17 protein-coding genes are annotated in these 14,623 nt (G+C 58.4%); 10 read left to right on the plus strand and 7 right to left on the minus strand.

Annotated features, from left to right (window positions below; all coding sequences use genetic code 11):
• Window positions 1-34 precede the first annotated feature (34 nt).
• Together BJ928_RS31640 and BJ928_RS31645 are read left to right on the plus strand one after the other, a co-directional pair.
• On the plus strand, window positions 35-955 hold the full coding sequence (locus BJ928_RS31640; protein WP_047634239.1) for an SMP-30/gluconolactonase/LRE family protein: 921 nt from the start codon (window positions 35-37) through the stop codon (window positions 953-955).
• 151 nt (window positions 956-1,106) lie between these two features.
• On the plus strand, window positions 1,107-1,421 hold the full coding sequence (locus tag BJ928_RS31645; RefSeq protein WP_047634240.1) for a helix-turn-helix domain-containing protein: 315 nt from the start codon (window positions 1,107-1,109) through the stop codon (window positions 1,419-1,421).
• 114 nt (window positions 1,422-1,535) lie between these two features.
• Here the strand turns inward: BJ928_RS31645 and BJ928_RS31650 are convergent, their stop codons facing one another.
• A complete protein-coding gene (locus BJ928_RS31650) occupies window positions 1,536-2,120 on the minus strand; it encodes a TetR/AcrR family transcriptional regulator (protein ID WP_245432641.1) in 585 nt (194 codons plus the stop codon).
• A gap of 145 nt (window positions 2,121-2,265) precedes the next feature.
• Here BJ928_RS31650 and BJ928_RS31655 point away from each other — a divergent pair, with 145 nt between their 5' ends.
• A complete protein-coding gene (locus BJ928_RS31655; RefSeq protein WP_047634241.1) occupies window positions 2,266-2,994 on the plus strand; it encodes an NIPSNAP family protein in 729 nt (242 codons plus the stop codon).
• Between the two features lie 161 nt (window positions 2,995-3,155).
• Here BJ928_RS31655 and BJ928_RS31660 read toward each other — a convergent pair whose 3' ends face one another.
• From BJ928_RS31660 to BJ928_RS31670, 3 genes are read right to left on the minus strand one after another with little or no spacing between them, the layout of a single operon-like run.
• Window positions 3,156-3,677, minus strand: coding sequence for a hypothetical protein (locus tag BJ928_RS31660; RefSeq protein ID WP_047634242.1), 522 nt, complete (start codon window positions 3,675-3,677; stop codon window positions 3,156-3,158).
• On the minus strand, window positions 3,674-4,702 hold the full coding sequence (locus BJ928_RS31665; RefSeq protein ID WP_047634244.1) for a cyclopropane-fatty-acyl-phospholipid synthase family protein: 1,029 nt from the start codon (window positions 4,700-4,702) through the stop codon (window positions 3,674-3,676). Before BJ928_RS31665 ends, BJ928_RS31660 begins: the two co-directional genes overlap by 4 nt.
• A 2-nt stretch (window positions 4,703-4,704) precedes the next feature.
• Entirely contained in the window at window positions 4,705-5,508 is an 804-nt protein-coding gene (locus BJ928_RS31670) for a DUF1295 domain-containing protein (RefSeq protein WP_047634289.1), read from the minus strand.
• Window positions 5,509-5,682: 174 nt separating this feature from the next.
• Between BJ928_RS31670 and BJ928_RS31675 the strand changes: the two genes are divergently transcribed.
• From BJ928_RS31675 to BJ928_RS31695, 5 genes are read left to right on the plus strand one after another with little or no spacing between them, the layout of a single operon-like run.
• Complete coding sequence (locus BJ928_RS31675) at window positions 5,683-7,056, plus strand: NAD(P)/FAD-dependent oxidoreductase (RefSeq protein ID WP_047634245.1); 1,374 nt, start codon at window positions 5,683-5,685, stop codon at window positions 7,054-7,056.
• Window positions 7,053-7,886: a DUF1365 domain-containing protein gene (locus tag BJ928_RS31680; protein WP_047634246.1), complete on the plus strand. Its 834-nt coding sequence runs from the start codon at window positions 7,053-7,055 to the stop codon at window positions 7,884-7,886. The genes BJ928_RS31675 and BJ928_RS31680 overlap by 4 nt, the downstream gene beginning before the upstream one ends.
• Entirely contained in the window at window positions 7,873-9,105 is a 1,233-nt protein-coding gene (locus BJ928_RS31685) for a cyclopropane-fatty-acyl-phospholipid synthase family protein (protein ID WP_047634290.1), read from the plus strand. The genes BJ928_RS31680 and BJ928_RS31685 overlap by 14 nt, the downstream gene beginning before the upstream one ends.
• A 37-nt stretch (window positions 9,106-9,142) precedes the next feature.
• The gene (locus BJ928_RS31690; RefSeq protein WP_052227847.1) at window positions 9,143-9,505 is read left to right on the plus strand and encodes a DUF2147 domain-containing protein; all 363 of its coding nucleotides are present in this window, start codon (window positions 9,143-9,145) and stop codon (window positions 9,503-9,505) included.
• Window positions 9,506-9,537: 32 nt separating this feature from the next.
• Complete coding sequence (locus BJ928_RS31695) at window positions 9,538-9,957, plus strand: DUF2177 family protein (protein WP_047634247.1); 420 nt, start codon at window positions 9,538-9,540, stop codon at window positions 9,955-9,957.
• A gap of 15 nt (window positions 9,958-9,972) precedes the next feature.
• Here the strand turns inward: BJ928_RS31695 and BJ928_RS31700 are convergent, their stop codons facing one another.
• Entirely contained in the window at window positions 9,973-10,455 is a 483-nt protein-coding gene (locus tag BJ928_RS31700) for a TspO/MBR family protein (protein WP_245432642.1), read from the minus strand.
• 231 nt (window positions 10,456-10,686) lie between these two features.
• Here BJ928_RS31700 and BJ928_RS31705 point away from each other — a divergent pair, with 231 nt between their 5' ends.
• Both BJ928_RS31705 and BJ928_RS31710 read left to right on the plus strand, forming a co-directional pair.
• A complete protein-coding gene (locus tag BJ928_RS31705; RefSeq protein ID WP_245432643.1) occupies window positions 10,687-11,265 on the plus strand; it encodes a sigma-70 family RNA polymerase sigma factor in 579 nt (192 codons plus the stop codon).
• Window positions 11,262-11,915, plus strand: coding sequence for a ChrR family anti-sigma-E factor (locus BJ928_RS31710; RefSeq protein WP_047634249.1), 654 nt, complete (start codon window positions 11,262-11,264; stop codon window positions 11,913-11,915). Before BJ928_RS31705 ends, BJ928_RS31710 begins: the two co-directional genes overlap by 4 nt.
• A gap of 125 nt (window positions 11,916-12,040) precedes the next feature.
• Here the strand turns inward: BJ928_RS31710 and BJ928_RS31715 are convergent, their stop codons facing one another.
• Both BJ928_RS31715 and BJ928_RS31725 read right to left on the minus strand, forming a co-directional pair.
• Window positions 12,041-12,832 carry an SDR family NAD(P)-dependent oxidoreductase gene (locus BJ928_RS31715; protein WP_047634250.1) on the minus strand — a complete coding sequence of 264 codons (792 nt, stop codon included), beginning with the start codon at window positions 12,830-12,832 and terminating at the stop codon, window positions 12,041-12,043.
• A gap of 668 nt (window positions 12,833-13,500) precedes the next feature.
• Entirely contained in the window at window positions 13,501-14,487 is a 987-nt protein-coding gene (locus BJ928_RS31725; protein WP_147413964.1) for a hypothetical protein, read from the minus strand.
• Window positions 14,488-14,623 lie beyond the last annotated feature (136 nt).

The raw sequence follows: 14,623 nt of genomic DNA on the forward strand, positions 1-14,623 counted from the left end.
CACTATTCCCCCAGCAGCTTTTAGGACATCTGAAATGCCAAACGACGCATCACCTCTCTATGAGATCTACGATACACGTTTCCGCAACCGTGTCGTTCCGAGCGCTGGGCTGGAAGAGCTTTATTCCGATTGCCGTTGGGCGGAAGGTCCCGTCTGGTTTGCCGACAGCGGCAGCCTGATCTGGAGCGATATTCCCAATGAGCGCATGATGCGTTGGGTGCCGGGGGGCAGTGTGTCGATTTTTCGGTCGCCGTCCAATTTTTCCAACGGCAATACGCGCGACCGTCAGGGGCGCCTGGTGTCGTGCGAACACGGGGGCCGTCGGGTGACGCGCACGGAGATCGACGGCTCAATCACGGTTCTTGCGGACAGCTATAAGGGCAAGCGCCTGAACTCGCCCAACGATGTCGTCGTTCGTTCAGATGGAACCATCTGGTTTACCGACCCGACCTACGGCATCCTTTCCAACTACGAGGGCTACAAGGCGGAACCGGAGCAGGTGAGCCGCAATGTCTATCGGCTCGATCCTTCGACGGGTGAACTGGACGTCGTGATCGAGGATTTTCGCCAGCCGAACGGCTTGGCCTTCTCTCCCGACGAGACAAAGCTTTACGTTGCCGATTCCGCCGCCAGCCATGACATCGAAGCCCCGAGGCATATTCGCGTCTTCGACGTTATGGATGGAAGGAAACTCACGAACGGTCGCGTCTTCTGCAACATCGATACCGGCATTCCGGACGGCTTGCGTGCCGATGTGGACGGCAATATCTGGACGAGTGCTGGCGATGGTGTTCATTGCTTCGCAGGCGATGGCACCTTGATCGGCAAGATCAAGATACCACAGACTGTTGCCAATCTTACCTTCGGTGGTCCACGCCGCAATCAGCTGTTCATCACCGCCACGCGATCGCTCTACCGGGTTTACACGACTGCGACGGGCGCTCAGGTGCCGTGAAGAGTCCGCTCTAGCAGGATTTGATGGTTCCAGCCGATGGTGCTGCACCGTCGCCGGCTGAAGCCAGCTCAGCCAACGCCTATTAAAGTTGCCGCGACGGGCAACGCGTACCTGCCACATCCAGAAAGGCAGAGATTACGGCACCAAATTCATGCGAGGCTTGGTCAAGGAAATTCGCAAAGATCCCACCGGCGACCTGTCCGGCCGCATACTTGCGTTAAGGGCCGACACGAGCGAGAGAATGTGTTCGCATTCGTTCCATAAAGAAGCTGGTATAACGCCCGCCCAATTCGTTGAGGCCACCCGGATCGCGCGTGCAAAGATGCTCCTTGAGACGTCCGACTGGTCTTTGGCTCGCATTGCTGCACGTGTCGGCTTTGGGCGCCTTCATGCGCTGCGTCGCGTGTTTCAAAAGCGGCTAAGAATTGCACTCGGGCTTTATCGTGATCGTTTTGGCGGGAAATAGCTCGAAATGCATGTTGCATCAGCAATTGGCGATGCGCCGCAAAAGAGAGTCGGACTACCGTTCATGGTAGCCTATGTCATCGCAGTCTTCACGATGTGGACGGTTATCTCAATTTCAAATCGCGTCAGGTCGGTACGAAAGTCGGAAGTAGTTGATCAACTCTGATAAGCTGTCGAGCAGTGGTGCAGCTGTCTGCGACGCCTTCGCCATTGTCATCGCGCCGGAATAGACGGCGACGACGAACATGGCCGCTTTTTGCGGGTCGAGATCTGAGGCAAGACCGGCATCCAAATCGTCACGCAGTTTGCTGGCAATCGCCGCGCGCCAGTTCTGGAAGATCGCATCCATCTCCAGTCTCAGTTCCGGATCATGGGATGATAGCTCCACGGCAAGGTTGTTCAGTGGACATCCGGAGACGGAACCATTCCTCTCCAATTCAGCGATTATGGTGCAGAATGCATCTCGAATGCCGGCGGGCGCAGAAGTCGCCCTGCTCACCGGTATAATCCAGGCGTCGGCGACGGCAGGCGCTATTCCCTCTCTTATGACACACAAGCCAAGCGCCTTCTTGCTTGGAAAATGGTGGGCAAACGCTCCGCTGGAAACGTTCGACGCGTCCCGAAGATGATGCATCGAAGATGCCGTGTAGCCATCGCGGGACATAACCGCGAAAGATGCATCAATGATTTTCCGACGCATGCCCTCCGGATCGTTCGTTCTACCTCCGATCACCATCAATCCTCACATAGCCGTTCAAAAACCATCTCAAAATACCAGCTTGACAAAACAGGTCAATCATCCTGTATGTTTAAAACAGGTCAATTGACCTGTTGGGGAGGGATGTATGCAGCATACGATATTCGAATTACGTCGCTATCGACTTCGTCCAGACGCGCGTGAGCTGTTGCTTGACGTATTCGAACGCGAGTTTGTCGAAACGCAAGAAGAGCTCGGCATCGGCCTTCCCGCTTTCTATCGAGATCTCGACGACCCGAACGCATTCGTCTGGGTCCGCTCGTTCGCGAACATGCAAGCACGAGCCGGCGCACTTGCCGCCTTCTATTCGGGGCCTGTCTGGAAAGCTCATGGCGCCGCGGCCAATGCGACCATGGTCAATTCCGACAATGTGCTTCTGCTTCGCCCTGCAAGCCCATGGCCGGCATTTGCCGCCAATAGCTCAACGAGGCCGCCTGTCGGCGCCTCGTCGGTGCCAGCGGGCTTGACCACCATTACCTCCTGCTCGCTTGCGCCAGGCTCGGCGGAGAAGTTTGCCGATCTGTTCGAACGTGAAGCAAGGAAGCTGATCGAGGCCGCAGGTGCGCGCGTCGACGGGATGTTTATCACTGAGACGAGCGCAAACACATTTCCGCGCTTGCCCGTCCGGGAGGGCGAAACCGTATTCGTCTGGTTCTCGACCTTCGCCAGTCGACTGGCCTATGAGGACTATCTCGCAAGACTGACCGATTCGGAGGTCTGGCGATCTAAGGTTTTCCCGATGTTGGATCAAGAAGTTTGGCGAGCGATGGAGACAGTCCGCCTCACGCCAACGGCTCGCTCTCTCGGTGTATGGTAACGTACCATATCGGCTCCGCAGTTCTTCTATACTAAAACGCGGAAAACGAGTTTCATATGTCAGCCCGATTTACAACGTAATAGTCTCGAGGACTTAGGTTTGCGGGTGCTTGAAACGCCGCGCCGCCGGCTCGTATCTCTTCAACAGCAAGGATCTGCTGATCAAATATCAGCTGCCGTGCCTGCGTAGCACATTGCGATGAACGCCATGAGAGACGCAACCGCGAAGGTGTTGATGTTCAACAAGGTCGTAAGCTGATCGGAGCTCCAGGGAAAGACCGGTTCTCTGATTGTCTTCCAGCAGACGGCGAAGCAGGCAAAAATGAAGCAGGCAAGGCCGCGTTGCCACCATTTCTCGCTCGCATGGAAAGACACCAGCACCAGTGCCATGCAGGGCGCGAGGAACAGGAGGGTCCCTGACGCCTTTCCGAATAGGATGGTTTCGAAAACCGTGTCTAGCGTGCCGAATAGCGGGAGGGCGAACCGGGGGAAGAAAGGGGATCGCCCAGCGACCAAGGGGATCACGAGGAAGAAAGGAATGGCGACAAGTGTTACGGCGGACATGCCGACACCGTCGCCGATGAGCCACCAAATATAAAGCGGATAGAAGGGTTTGTTGGCTATGATCACCCAGGCAATCGTCACCGCAGCCTTGGTCCGCGGATCCAGCTGCGGCCTCGTCATCCGGCGGGCCTTAGCAGATAGTGGCCGACACCCCAGACATCGCCCTTGTCATGCCCGAACAGGCCTGCCGTCGCCAGAAAGAAGAGCCGCCAGCGCCGCTGCCAAAGCGCGCTATCCCGTCCATAAACCCTAGCGAAGAGCGGCTGGATGCGATCGATCTCGCGGTCGAAGTTCGCAAGCCAGTCGAGGGCTGTGCGCCGATAGTGCAGGCCGGACCAGCGCCATTCGCGTTCGACAGAGAAGAGGTCGGCAAAACGGTGCGGCAGATCATGGGCGGGCATGATGCCGCCCGTGAAGAAATGACGGGCGATCCAATCGGCCGGATCGTCATGATTGAACCGATAGGAGCGATCCTTATGGGTGAACACATGCAGGAACAGTCTGCCATCGGGTTTTAACCAGCGGTGAACGTGCTCCAGCAATGTGCGCCAATTCGACATGTGCTCGAACATCTCGACCGAGACCACATGATCAAAACGTTCGCCGGTCTCGAAATCGTTCATGTCCGCGGTGACGACGGTCAGATTGGAAAGGCCGCGCCTGGCGGCGATACCAAGAATGTATGCGCGTTGAGAGTTGGAGTTGGACACAGACGTAATACGCGAGTTCGGGAACTGCTGCGCGAGACAAAGTGACAGCGAACCCCAACCGCAACCAAGCTCCAGAACGCTCCTACCGTCCTCGATTCCCGCATGTTTGACCGTTTCGGCAAGGGCATAGGTTTCGGCTTCCGCCAGCGTCGTGTCTGTGCTTGGATAAAGGCAGCAGGAGTATTTTCTCTGTGACCCGAGTACCAGGCTGAAGAATTCCGCCGGCACCTCATAATGCTGCCGATTGGCCTCGTCGGTATGCGTTGCTATCGGGAAGCGATCCATCGTCTCGACAAAGGCACGTTCGGCGTCTTGCGGAGTTGCAGCCAATCGGCGTCTTGTGCGCCCGCAAAGGAAATCGATCCCGGCAAGCGTCATACCGTCGGTGAGCGGTACACGCTCGGCGGTGTTGATGGCAAAGGCCAGCATGCTCATGGCTATTCTCCTGAAAGGCGGGATTGGGTTTTACGGGGGCCGGGGAAGAAGGCGTTGACACGCCGTTGCAGCGCACGAAACTTATCGCCGCGTGAGTGCAGCATATGCTCTTCGAGCGGTGGGATGCCTGAAACATGCACGAGAAGCCAGTACATCAGCGCCGGCGCGAGAAGCGATAACAGGCTCGAAAGCGATGTCGAGACGGCAAATGCCGGCCAGCAGCACCAGAAAAGCCATTCGAAAAAGTAGTTGGGATGGCGGGAATATCGCCAAAAGCCTACTTCGCAGACTTCGGTCTTCGCTTGCGGCTCCTTACGGAAGCGGGAGAGCTGTTCGTCCGAAATCGTCTCGCCGGCAAGTGCCGCTAAGGCGATGAACATTGCAAGGAAATCCTGTCCACCAGGAAAGGCCTCGTCGTTCGCTGCCGCGAGATAGATAGCGAGTACCAATATGAAGGCCGCCAAAGCCTGAACCTGAAGGAAGAGGAATAGCCGCCAGCCGGCACTATCACCCCAAGCCTCCATCAGTTTGGCATAGCGTGGATCCTCCTCGTCGGCGCCTTTGGTCCTCTTGCCTATATGCGAGCCGAGCCGCAACGCCCAGGCGGCCACAATGACAAGGATTGTCATGCGACGCCCGAACGCACCGTTGGCGAAGACCGCCGCAGTAACGCCGCCAATGCCGACGGCGAAGGACCAGATGGTATCGATCCAGCCGCTGCGACCCGTCATGCGTTGGACCACCCAGGATGCTGCCATGGCCAGCGATAGACCGACCGCCAAGACAACTAGAAGAAACCAATCCATCCATCCACCCGCGTTCATGCACATCATCACGCTGATGCCGTATTTACGGCGATCGCCCTGAACTGGTTTCGCCACATCTCGAAAAAAATCTCGTTATGCGCGAAACCAGCCGCCGCCTCTTTCCGTATCTGTCTTACGAGCCAAAAGCTGAGCATTGGGAGAAGCGAGGATTTGATGGATCATTGCGATCGGAACAGCGGCGAACGACGACTGAATATCGCGGTGATCGGCAGCGGCATTTCAGGGCTTTCGGCCGCCTGGCTTCTGTCGAAGCGTCACGACGTGACCGTTTTCGAAGCGAGCAATCGGCTGGGCGGTCACAGCAATACGGTGGAGTTCAATGGTGCTGTTGGCGCCATTGCCGTTGATACCGGCTTCATCGTCTATAACGAGGTCACCTATCCCAATCTGACCGCTCTGTTTCGGACGCTCGACGTGCCGACCGCCGCATCGAACATGTCGTTTGCAGTGTCGCTCGACGACGGCGCCTACGAATATTCCGGCGGTACGGGTCTCGGTCTTTTTGCGCAGAAATCCAATATCGTCAGCCCGCGCTTCTGGTCGATGATGCGCGATCTGGTGCGCTTCTATCGCAATGCGCCGCGGGATCTGCCTGAGATGGCCGGTATTTCGCTCGACGATTACCTCTCTCGTAACGCCTATGGTCGCGCCTTTCGTGACGATCATCTTTATCCGATGGCATCGGCGATCTGGTCGACGCCCGCGATGCAGGTCGGTGCCTATCCGGCGGCAAGTTTCGTGCGTTTCTGCTGCAATCACGGCCTGCTTGAACTTTGGAACCGTCCGGTTTGGCGCACGGTGAAGGGCGGCAGCCGGGAATACGTGACGCGTATGGCAAGTCGTTTCGCCGGCCGCATCCGGTTATCGACGCGTGTGAAGGGCGTGCGCCGTGGGCCAAAGGGTGTCGAGCTCGATGATGGCAATGGAAGCCAGCAGACTTTCGACGATGTCGTCATCGCCACCCATGCCGACCAGGCGCTTTCCATGTTGGTCGACGCCAGCGCCGAGGAAAAACGCATTCTCGGTGCCTTCCGCTATTCGCGTAACGAGGCCGTTCTGCATGGTGACATTACGTTGATGCCGAGGCGGCGGGCCGCCTGGTCGAGCTGGAACTATGTCGCCGAACGGTCGGGCGAGCCGAACCAGCCATCGATCACCTACTGGATGAACAAGCTTCAGCCCTTGGGCGACGCGCCTCCGACTTTCGTGACACTCAATCCGCATCGCGCACCGCGCGAGGAGAGCGTAATCCGCCGTGAGATCTACGAACATCCCGTCTTCGATCTTGATACGGATCGGGCGCAAAGGGAAATCTGGTCGCTCCAGGGTGTGCGCAATACCTGGTTCTGCGGCGCTCATTTCGGTTCGGGATTCCACGAGGACGGCATCCAGGCAGGGCTCGCGGTTGCCGAAGATCTTGGTGGGTTGCGGCGGCCCTGGCAGGTCGCGCAGGAAAGCGCCCGTATCGTCCGAACACCGATTACGAGGCCGACCGGGCTGCCCGCCGACCTGGAGGTGAGTGCATGAGCGCGGAACTTCGCTCGGCGCTTTTCCCCGGCTGCGTCACCCATGCGCGATTAAAGCCGAAGCAGCACAGGCTCAGCTACCGCATCTATTCGCTGTTGATCGACCTGGATGAGCTCGATGAAATGGACAGGCGGCTGAGGCTGCTATCGGTCGACCGGTTCAATCTGTTCTCTTTCCATCGCAAGGATCGTGGAGACGGTTCTGGGTCGGACCTCAGGAAGCAGGTGGAAAAATGTATGCGTGAAGCCGGCATCGAGCCGGACGGCGGACCTATCCGGCTGCTCACCATGCCGCGCCTGCTCGGCTGGGCTTTCAATCCGCTCAGCGTCTTCTTCTGCTATGCGAGTGATGCGTCGCTGAAAGCCATCCTCTGGGAGGTCGACAACACCTTCGGCGAGCGCCACGGCTATATGATTCCTGTTCAAGCGGATGGTGCCAAGGAGATCGTTCAGGAATGCGACAAGGCCTTCTATGTCTCGCCTTTCATGGACATGGACCTTCGCTACAAGTTCCGGATATTGCCGCCGGACGACACGCTATCGATCTGGATCGCGGCATTCGATCGCGAGGGCCTCGTGTTGACCGCCAGGCATCTGGCGCGCCGCACGAGGCTGACGGATGCGGCGCTTCTCAAGGCGTTTTTTGCAATCCCCTTCCTAACGCTACGCGTCGTCGGCGGCATCCATTGGGAAGCGCTGAAGATCTGGTTGAAGGGCGTTGGCTTGCGCGTCCATCCGCTTCCCCCGGAAAATCCTGTTTCATTCGTCCGCCCATCACCTGCTGAAGGGAAGGCACCCCATTCGAAGGTTGATGTTCATGAGCCCGTTTGACGATGTTTCGCACGCCTCGCTTCGTCTGCCGCAAAGCACTGATAGACCTGGCCTTGCGGGACAACTGCTGCTCAAATTGCTGCGCGATATTCGCTACGGCCATCTGAAGATCATTTTGCCATCCGGGGGGCTGGTCGAGAAGTACGGCACCGAGCCGGGACCGGAGGCGGTCATCGTCATCAGGCGCTGGCGCATGCTGCGCCGCCTTGTCGCCGCGGGCGATATCGGCTTTGCGGAAGCCTATATCGAGGAGGATTGGACAACTCCGGATCTAACGGCAGTGATCCGCTTTGCCGCCAGGAACGCTGATGCCCTCGCACCGACCATCGCAGGAAGTCCGCTGGTGCGGCTTTTCAACCGGGCAAAACATTTGCTCAATGCGAATACGAAGCACGGCAGCAGGCGCAATATCGAGGCGCACTACGATCTTGGAAACGCGTTCTACAGGGAATGGCTGGATCCCTCGATGCTTTATTCGTCCGGAATATTCGACGATTCGACGCCAACCCTTGAAGCTGCGCAACGGAAGAAACTTGAGCGTGTTCTTGAAAAGCTAGATCTCGATCGCAGCGAAAGCGTGCTTGAGATCGGCTGTGGCTGGGGCGCGCTTGCCGTATTTCTGGCGGGCCGGGCAAATGCGAAGGTGACGGGTATTACCTTGTCACCTTCGCAGCTCGCCTGGGCGAAGGAAGCAGTCGACGCGGCCGGCAAATCGGATCAGGTCGACTTGCGCCTTCAGGATTATCGCGACCTCAGCGGGCAATTCGACCGCATCGTTTCGATCGAAATGTTCGAAGCAGTCGGCGAGGCGTATTGGCCGAGCTATTTCGCAACGCTCAGGCGCTGTCTCAGGCCCGGCGGCCGGGTCGTACTGCAGATCATCTCGATCGAAGAAGAACGCTTCAAATCCTATCGGCGCGGTTCGGATTTTATCCAGAAATACATTTTCCCGGGCGGCTTCCTGCCTTCGGATTCAGCCTTGTCGGCTGCAGCCTCAAAGGCGGGCTTCGTACTTACGGCGAGAGAGCATTTCGGCAAATCCTATGCCCGGACACTCGCCGACTGGCGCGTACGCTTCCACGCTCATTGGCCGGCGATCGCCGCACTCGGCTTCGACGAGCGGTTCCGGCGTCTCTGGCACTACTACCTTTGCTATTGCGAGGCCGGCTTCGAGGAGGGGAGCATCGATGTCGGACTGTATACGCTCGAACACGCGTGAGTGCGCGAAGCCAAAGGGAGCCCTGCCTGTGAGACCGATGATTGGCGCCTTTGCATGTCTGCTGATGGCATTTGGAGCGGTCGCGCAAGCCGCTGATATCGAGGGCCAATGGGCTCGCGGAGACGGCAACGCCAAAGTCAGGATTGCGCCCTGCGGAACCAACATCTGTGCGGTGAATACCTGGATAAAGCCAGGTACGCCGAGAGAAAAGGCGGGCGACAGGCTGGTAATGACGATCAAGGCTGGCGCAGATGGCGTCTACACCGGCAAAGCCTTCGACCCTCAGCGCGATCTGACCTACAGGATCACAGTGACGGTAACCGGCGATCACATGGCGACGAGGGGGTGTGTGATCGCCGGGCTGATATGCAGGGGTGTCGATTGGACGCGGATCAATTGATTGGCTGACGGCGTGTCGCGAAGGAGATTGCGGTGAAGACCTATGTTGTCGCCTACCTCACTACCTTGATCGTGTTCGTCGCGATCGATTTCATCTGGTTGAGCAGCATGGCGGACCGGCTATACCGGCCTCTGCTCGGAGACATGCTGGCAAGTGGCTTTCGGCTGGCGCCCGCCATCGCGTTCTATCTGATATACGCGCTTGGGCTGACTGCTCTTGCCGTGCGGCCCGGTTTGCTGGCCGGATCACCGCAGATGGCGGTCGTTTGCGGCGCGATGCTCGGCTTTACGGCCTATGCTACCTATGACCTGACCAACCAGGCGACGCTCAGAAACTGGTCGACCATTCTGACCATAGCCGACCTTCTTTGGGGAACCGCCCTCTCGGGGGTTGCCGCCGGAATTGGCCAATGGGTGACCGAGCGTCTGCTCGGGCCTATCGGACATAGCTGACAGGCCCGCCCGCGCTCAGCCATTCAGCCTCCAGATCTCGAAATTGAGTGCGAAGGCGAAGGCGACCCAGAATGCAAGAGGTAGCAGAGCGTAAGCTGCGAGCCGATCGAGGCGATGGAACCTGCGGATTGTCTCAAGGATCAAGATCCATTGCGGGATGATGTCCACGAGGCCGAGCGCCGGACTATGGAGCGCAAAGAAAGCCCATGACCACGCCGCATTGAAGGTGAGCTGCAGGTAGAAGCAGATGAACGCGGGCGATCGTCCCCGAGCCTCGGCGGGAAGCATCCATATCCGCCAGACCGCAAGGGCCATGAGTGCATAAAGGCAGGTCCAGACCGGTCCGAAGATCCAGTTGGGCGGATTGAAAACCGGCTTGACGAGGCCTGCATACCAGCCGGGAATGTTTGGGAAGGTCGCCCACTGTCCGAGCAGAAGAACGATGATGACCGGGGCGACCGCTATGCCGGCCTTCATCCAGGATTCTTGTCGTTTCATTGTGTCATGCGGCATCGTGTTCTCTCTTCCGACAGTGCCCGCTTGACGTGTCGCTTGCTAAGGCACGTTATTTCTTTCTAGTCTTCAAATCTGATACGTGAATTTTCCCGGGCCGGATCACGGGATCCAAGTGGCACCGCCCGTCGTAGAAAGCGCATGAATGTTTCAGCACAGCCGATCGATAGCCATGGCGGACCAGACAGCATCTTTTCCTTTCATGGGAGACGAGCGGTGACGATATTGTCCGATCGCGAGTTGCTATCGCGGGAAGCGATCAACCAACTGGTTTTGGCGATCGCAACAAGACAGGATCGTCAGGCTTTCGCCGAGCTGTTCAATTTTGCAGCGCCCAGGATCAAGGCGTTCATGATGCGCTCGGGGTCCCCGCCTGAAGTGGCGGAAGAAATAGCCCAGGAAGCGATGCTCCTGGTCTGGCGCAAGGCCTCCTATTTCGATCCCGCACGCGCAGGCGCGATGACATGGATCTTTACGATCGCACGGAATTTGCGCATCGACTTCCAGCGGAAGGCCCAAACGCTCAAGCAGGCTTCCGGGAGCGAGCCGGACGAATATCAGCCATCGGAACCGACGCCGGAGGAGATCCTCGTCGTCAGGGCGGATGAAGATAGGGTCCGGGCCGCGCTGCAGGCGCTCAGTTCGGAACAAGAGGAAATCATCAGATTGTCCTTTTTTCGTGATCGTCCTCATTCCGAAATCGCCAAGGAACTGGATCTGCCGCTTGGGACAGTGAAATCACGTATCAGACGTGCGCTTGGCAGGTTGAGGGACATGCTGGAAGAAACACTATGACGATTAATCACCATCCCAGCGACCAAACACTCCTGCGCTTTGCCGCAGGCACGTTGCCTGCCGGTCCAGCACTCGTGGTCTCCACCCATCTGAGCGGCTGCCCGTTCTGTCAGAGGCGGCTGGCGGCCTTCGAGGCCGTCGGCGGCGATATCCTGACACGAACGCGACCCGAAGCCCTCTCGTCGGATGCTCTCGAGCGCACCCTTGCCCGTCTGGACTTGAGCCATCGGGTGACCGCCATCAGCCCTCGGCCGTCGCCACGCATATCCATCGACGGGCTCGCCCTTCCAAGCACATTGAACGATTGCAAAGTGGGTCCCTGGCGTACCGTCGGGGCGGGGGTCAAGCTCAGCCGCCTTGTCGTGCCGCATGCACCCGCAGCGAACGTCATCCTGCTGAAAGTAAAAGCGAACAAGCGCATGCCAGCGCATGGTCATACGGATCTGGAAGTGACGCAGGTTCTGAAAGGATCGTTCTCCGATGGCGATAATCGCTATCAGCCGGGAGACTTCGTCGAGGGCGATGACGAGACGGATCATAGCCCGGTCATAGGCAGCGAAGGCGAATGTATTTCGTTGGCGGCCATCGAAGGACATGTCCGGTTTCATGGCTTCCTCGGGAAGCTCATACAACCTTTTGTCCGCATCTGAATGACGCGCGCCTGAAACGAAGTGCGCCAAGGCTTGTCTCCCCGCTGGCGGTTTGCCAATTGTTCGGGGAGCGGATATCACGCGATCCAAAATCGCCCTTTCGGGGGACTTTCCGGCGGCGACGCTCAGAATGCGCTTTTCACCACGCCGCCGTCGACCCGCAACGCCGCGCCATTGGTGGCCGAGGCGAGGGGGCTTGCCACATAGGCAACCATGGACGCGACCTCCTCGGGGGTCGAGAAGCGCTTGATCAGCGAAGTCGGCCGGACCTTCTCGAAGAACTCGGTCTCGAATTGCGCGAAAGATTTGCCTTCGGATCCGGGCAGTGCCGCAACAAAATCGACGATGCCGCGTGACTTGGTCGGGCCCGGCAACACGCTGTTGACCGTGATCGCGGTGCCGGCAACGGATTCGGCAATACCGCGCGCCGCCGCAATCTGGGCCGCCTTGGTCACGCCGTAATGCACCATCTCCGCCGGAATGTGTACACCGCTTTCGCTCGAGATGAAGATGATGCGGCCCCAGTTGCGCTCGCGCATCGATGGCAAATAGAGGCGGGCGAGACGCACGCCTGAAATCACGTTGACATCGAAGAACTGGCGCCAGTCAGCATCGGGGATCTCTTCGAACGGCTTGGGTTCGAAGATGCCGAGGTTGTTGATCAGGATCTCGACATTCGGGAAGCGTTTCGCAAGTGCTTCGGCAGCTTCCGCAGTTCCGAGATCGCCGGCAAATCCTTCAACGCTGCCGGTTCCAATCGCGGCAAGTTCAGCGACCGCGCGATCGACCCCGTCCTGGGTTCGGCCGTTGACGATCACATGGGCGTCCTCGCGAAGGAGCGCGGCTGCGATGGCGTACCCAATGCCGGCGGTACTGCCGGTGACGAGAGCCAGTTTGCCATTGAGTTCGAGGTTCATGATACGTCTCCAATGAAAGATAAAAGGGGCGGATTGCGCATAATAGGCACGTTTCCCCGCGATGGTCGCTGTCGTTTTTTGTATTCGCCGTCGCCTGCGTGGACGAGCTATTCAATGGCGCTCGACGCGAACAGGATTTCGGCGAAGCCGGGTGCGTTTTCTCCCGGTTCCAGTCGCGTTGGAGCTCGCAGATAAGCTGGACCCAGGTGATGGGTATGCCTCTGCCTGAACCAGCTGCTTTAGGCCGGCTTCTTGTGCTTCCAGTGAGGTTCAGCTTCGGCGAAGCTGCCAACCGTATTCTCGACTTCGCAATCGCGTCGTTGGGGACGCCGCCCACGACTCGAATGCCATGCACGCAGAGCTTTACGCCTCGTCGATTGACAGCTCGCTGGCTCTGTTTGCTTATCCGGCCACGATCAGTGCTGGTTGCGACGAATCCGCCGCTGAACTGCACGCGTAGACATGAGCGCCTTTCTGGCTTATGCCGTCGATGTTGCCGATGATACGATGGACCTCGGTACGCGCGGAGGTCTTTTGAGGGGGCGGCTGCGACAACGCCTGCAGGCCTGGCGATAGGGCCGCGAACACCGAGACCAATTCAACTCATGGCTCATGCGGAGCAACAAGGTGTAGTCGTTCGCGGTAGAAAACCCTAGGCAAGCTCTTCGTCAATTCGTCGCAATCGGTGCGATTGCAAGTTGGCCGGTCTTCGTGAGGGAACCGCATCGGTATACATCAAAGCGGGCCTCGCCAAGCCAGGCGTAATAGATCAGACCGGTGAGCCGCTTCTGCTGCGCAAGCTGGCGGAAATCACCCATCATCTCCTGGACCAGCAGGCTACGCGCCTTCTCATCGGCGGGACAGTTCTTGCTGTCGTTTGTGAAACCCCATTCCGTCACCCAGCATGGTTTGCCGCCAGGCGAGCCGCCGGGAAAGCACAATGGCTGTACGAGCTGCTGCAATCGTCTCAGGCGATGGATAGCGGAAACCCTCTCGCCTGGCCCATCGGCCCATGGGTAGATGTGAAGATTATAGGCGTCGACGAGCTTGTCCAAACCGTTCGCGCGAAGAAACGTCATGGTCGCGCCGGGGCTTACGCCGTCATAATTCTTCGCGGTCGGCCAAGCGCCTTCGGGTCCGGTGTCGACAAGACTGAAGGGCAACAGCGGCGCTTGCCGGCTGAGCTTCGAATGATCCCGAACATCCTTGAGTGCGGCCAGAACCTTCAGATATTGCTGGTAGCCTTTGGCGACCTGCCGCCCTTCGGGATCACGTCTAAGATCGTCGAGACCGAGCACGCGTCCCTCGCCAGGCAAGCGAAAGTCGGGATTGTTACCCGCCATATTGATTTCGTTTTCAAGTTCAATACCGGCCAGGGCGATTCCGGCAGCATCGAGCTTGCCCAGGAACTGCTGGAAATAGATGCGGGAAGCATCAGGGTCGAGGAATGAGATCGGCGGCCCTTCCCACATGCCGGGGAACTCTTTTGCCTGATAGGGCCGCACCGGAGCGCCTGGCGCATATTTGCCGTGGAAGATCAGAACTACCCCAATGTTCTGTGCATGGGCGCGCTTGATGAAATCGAGGTTCTCGTCTTCTTGGTCCTCCATTCCGAACCGGATGACGTGTACACCGGCGGCCTTCATCCGGGCCAACGCGGCATCCTGGTCCGCGACGCTGAAAGAGATCGGGTGGACTGTCCGTCGTCGAATGATTTGAGACTTTTTGGGCTCTGGAAGAATGGAGTTTCCGGCTCAGTTTGCGGGTTGATTTAAGCCGCTTTGGCCTGGT

The sequence above is a fragment of the Rhizobium sp. WW_1 genome, assembly GCF_003610155.1.
In the GTDB taxonomy this organism is placed as follows: Bacteria; Pseudomonadota; Alphaproteobacteria; order Rhizobiales; family Rhizobiaceae; genus Rhizobium; species Rhizobium tropici_A.

What these genes read in the sequence shown, in the direction of transcription:
- BJ928_RS31665 (WP_047634244.1), bottom strand. Translation starts at nt 4,702, where the DNA reads ATGAGCATGCTGGCCTTTGCCATCAACACCGCCGAGCGTGTACCGCTC.
- BJ928_RS31685 (WP_047634290.1), top strand. Translation starts at nt 7,873, where the DNA reads ATGAGCCCGTTTGACGATGTTTCGCACGCCTCGCTTCGTCTGCCGCAA.
- BJ928_RS31715 (WP_047634250.1), bottom strand. Translation starts at nt 12,832, where the DNA reads ATGAACCTCGAACTCAATGGCAAACTGGCTCTCGTCACCGGCAGTACC.
- BJ928_RS31710 (WP_047634249.1), top strand. Translation starts at nt 11,262, where the DNA reads ATGACGATTAATCACCATCCCAGCGACCAAACACTCCTGCGCTTTGCC.
- BJ928_RS31690 (WP_052227847.1), top strand. Translation starts at nt 9,143, where the DNA reads ATGATTGGCGCCTTTGCATGTCTGCTGATGGCATTTGGAGCGGTCGCG.
- BJ928_RS31675 (WP_047634245.1), top strand. Translation starts at nt 5,683, where the DNA reads ATGGATCATTGCGATCGGAACAGCGGCGAACGACGACTGAATATCGCG.
- BJ928_RS31680 (WP_047634246.1), top strand. Translation starts at nt 7,053, where the DNA reads ATGAGCGCGGAACTTCGCTCGGCGCTTTTCCCCGGCTGCGTCACCCAT.
- BJ928_RS31645 (WP_047634240.1), top strand. Translation starts at nt 1,107, where the DNA reads ATGCGAGGCTTGGTCAAGGAAATTCGCAAAGATCCCACCGGCGACCTG.
- BJ928_RS31700 (WP_245432642.1), bottom strand. Translation starts at nt 10,455, where the DNA reads ATGAAACGACAAGAATCCTGGATGAAGGCCGGCATAGCGGTCGCCCCG.
- BJ928_RS31670 (WP_047634289.1), bottom strand. Translation starts at nt 5,508, where the DNA reads ATGGATTGGTTTCTTCTAGTTGTCTTGGCGGTCGGTCTATCGCTGGCC.
- BJ928_RS31655 (WP_047634241.1), top strand. Translation starts at nt 2,266, where the DNA reads ATGCAGCATACGATATTCGAATTACGTCGCTATCGACTTCGTCCAGAC.
- BJ928_RS31660 (WP_047634242.1), bottom strand. Translation starts at nt 3,677, where the DNA reads ATGACGAGGCCGCAGCTGGATCCGCGGACCAAGGCTGCGGTGACGATT.
- BJ928_RS31640 (WP_047634239.1), top strand. Translation starts at nt 35, where the DNA reads ATGCCAAACGACGCATCACCTCTCTATGAGATCTACGATACACGTTTC.
- BJ928_RS31650 (WP_245432641.1), bottom strand. Translation starts at nt 2,120, where the DNA reads ATGCGTCGGAAAATCATTGATGCATCTTTCGCGGTTATGTCCCGCGAT.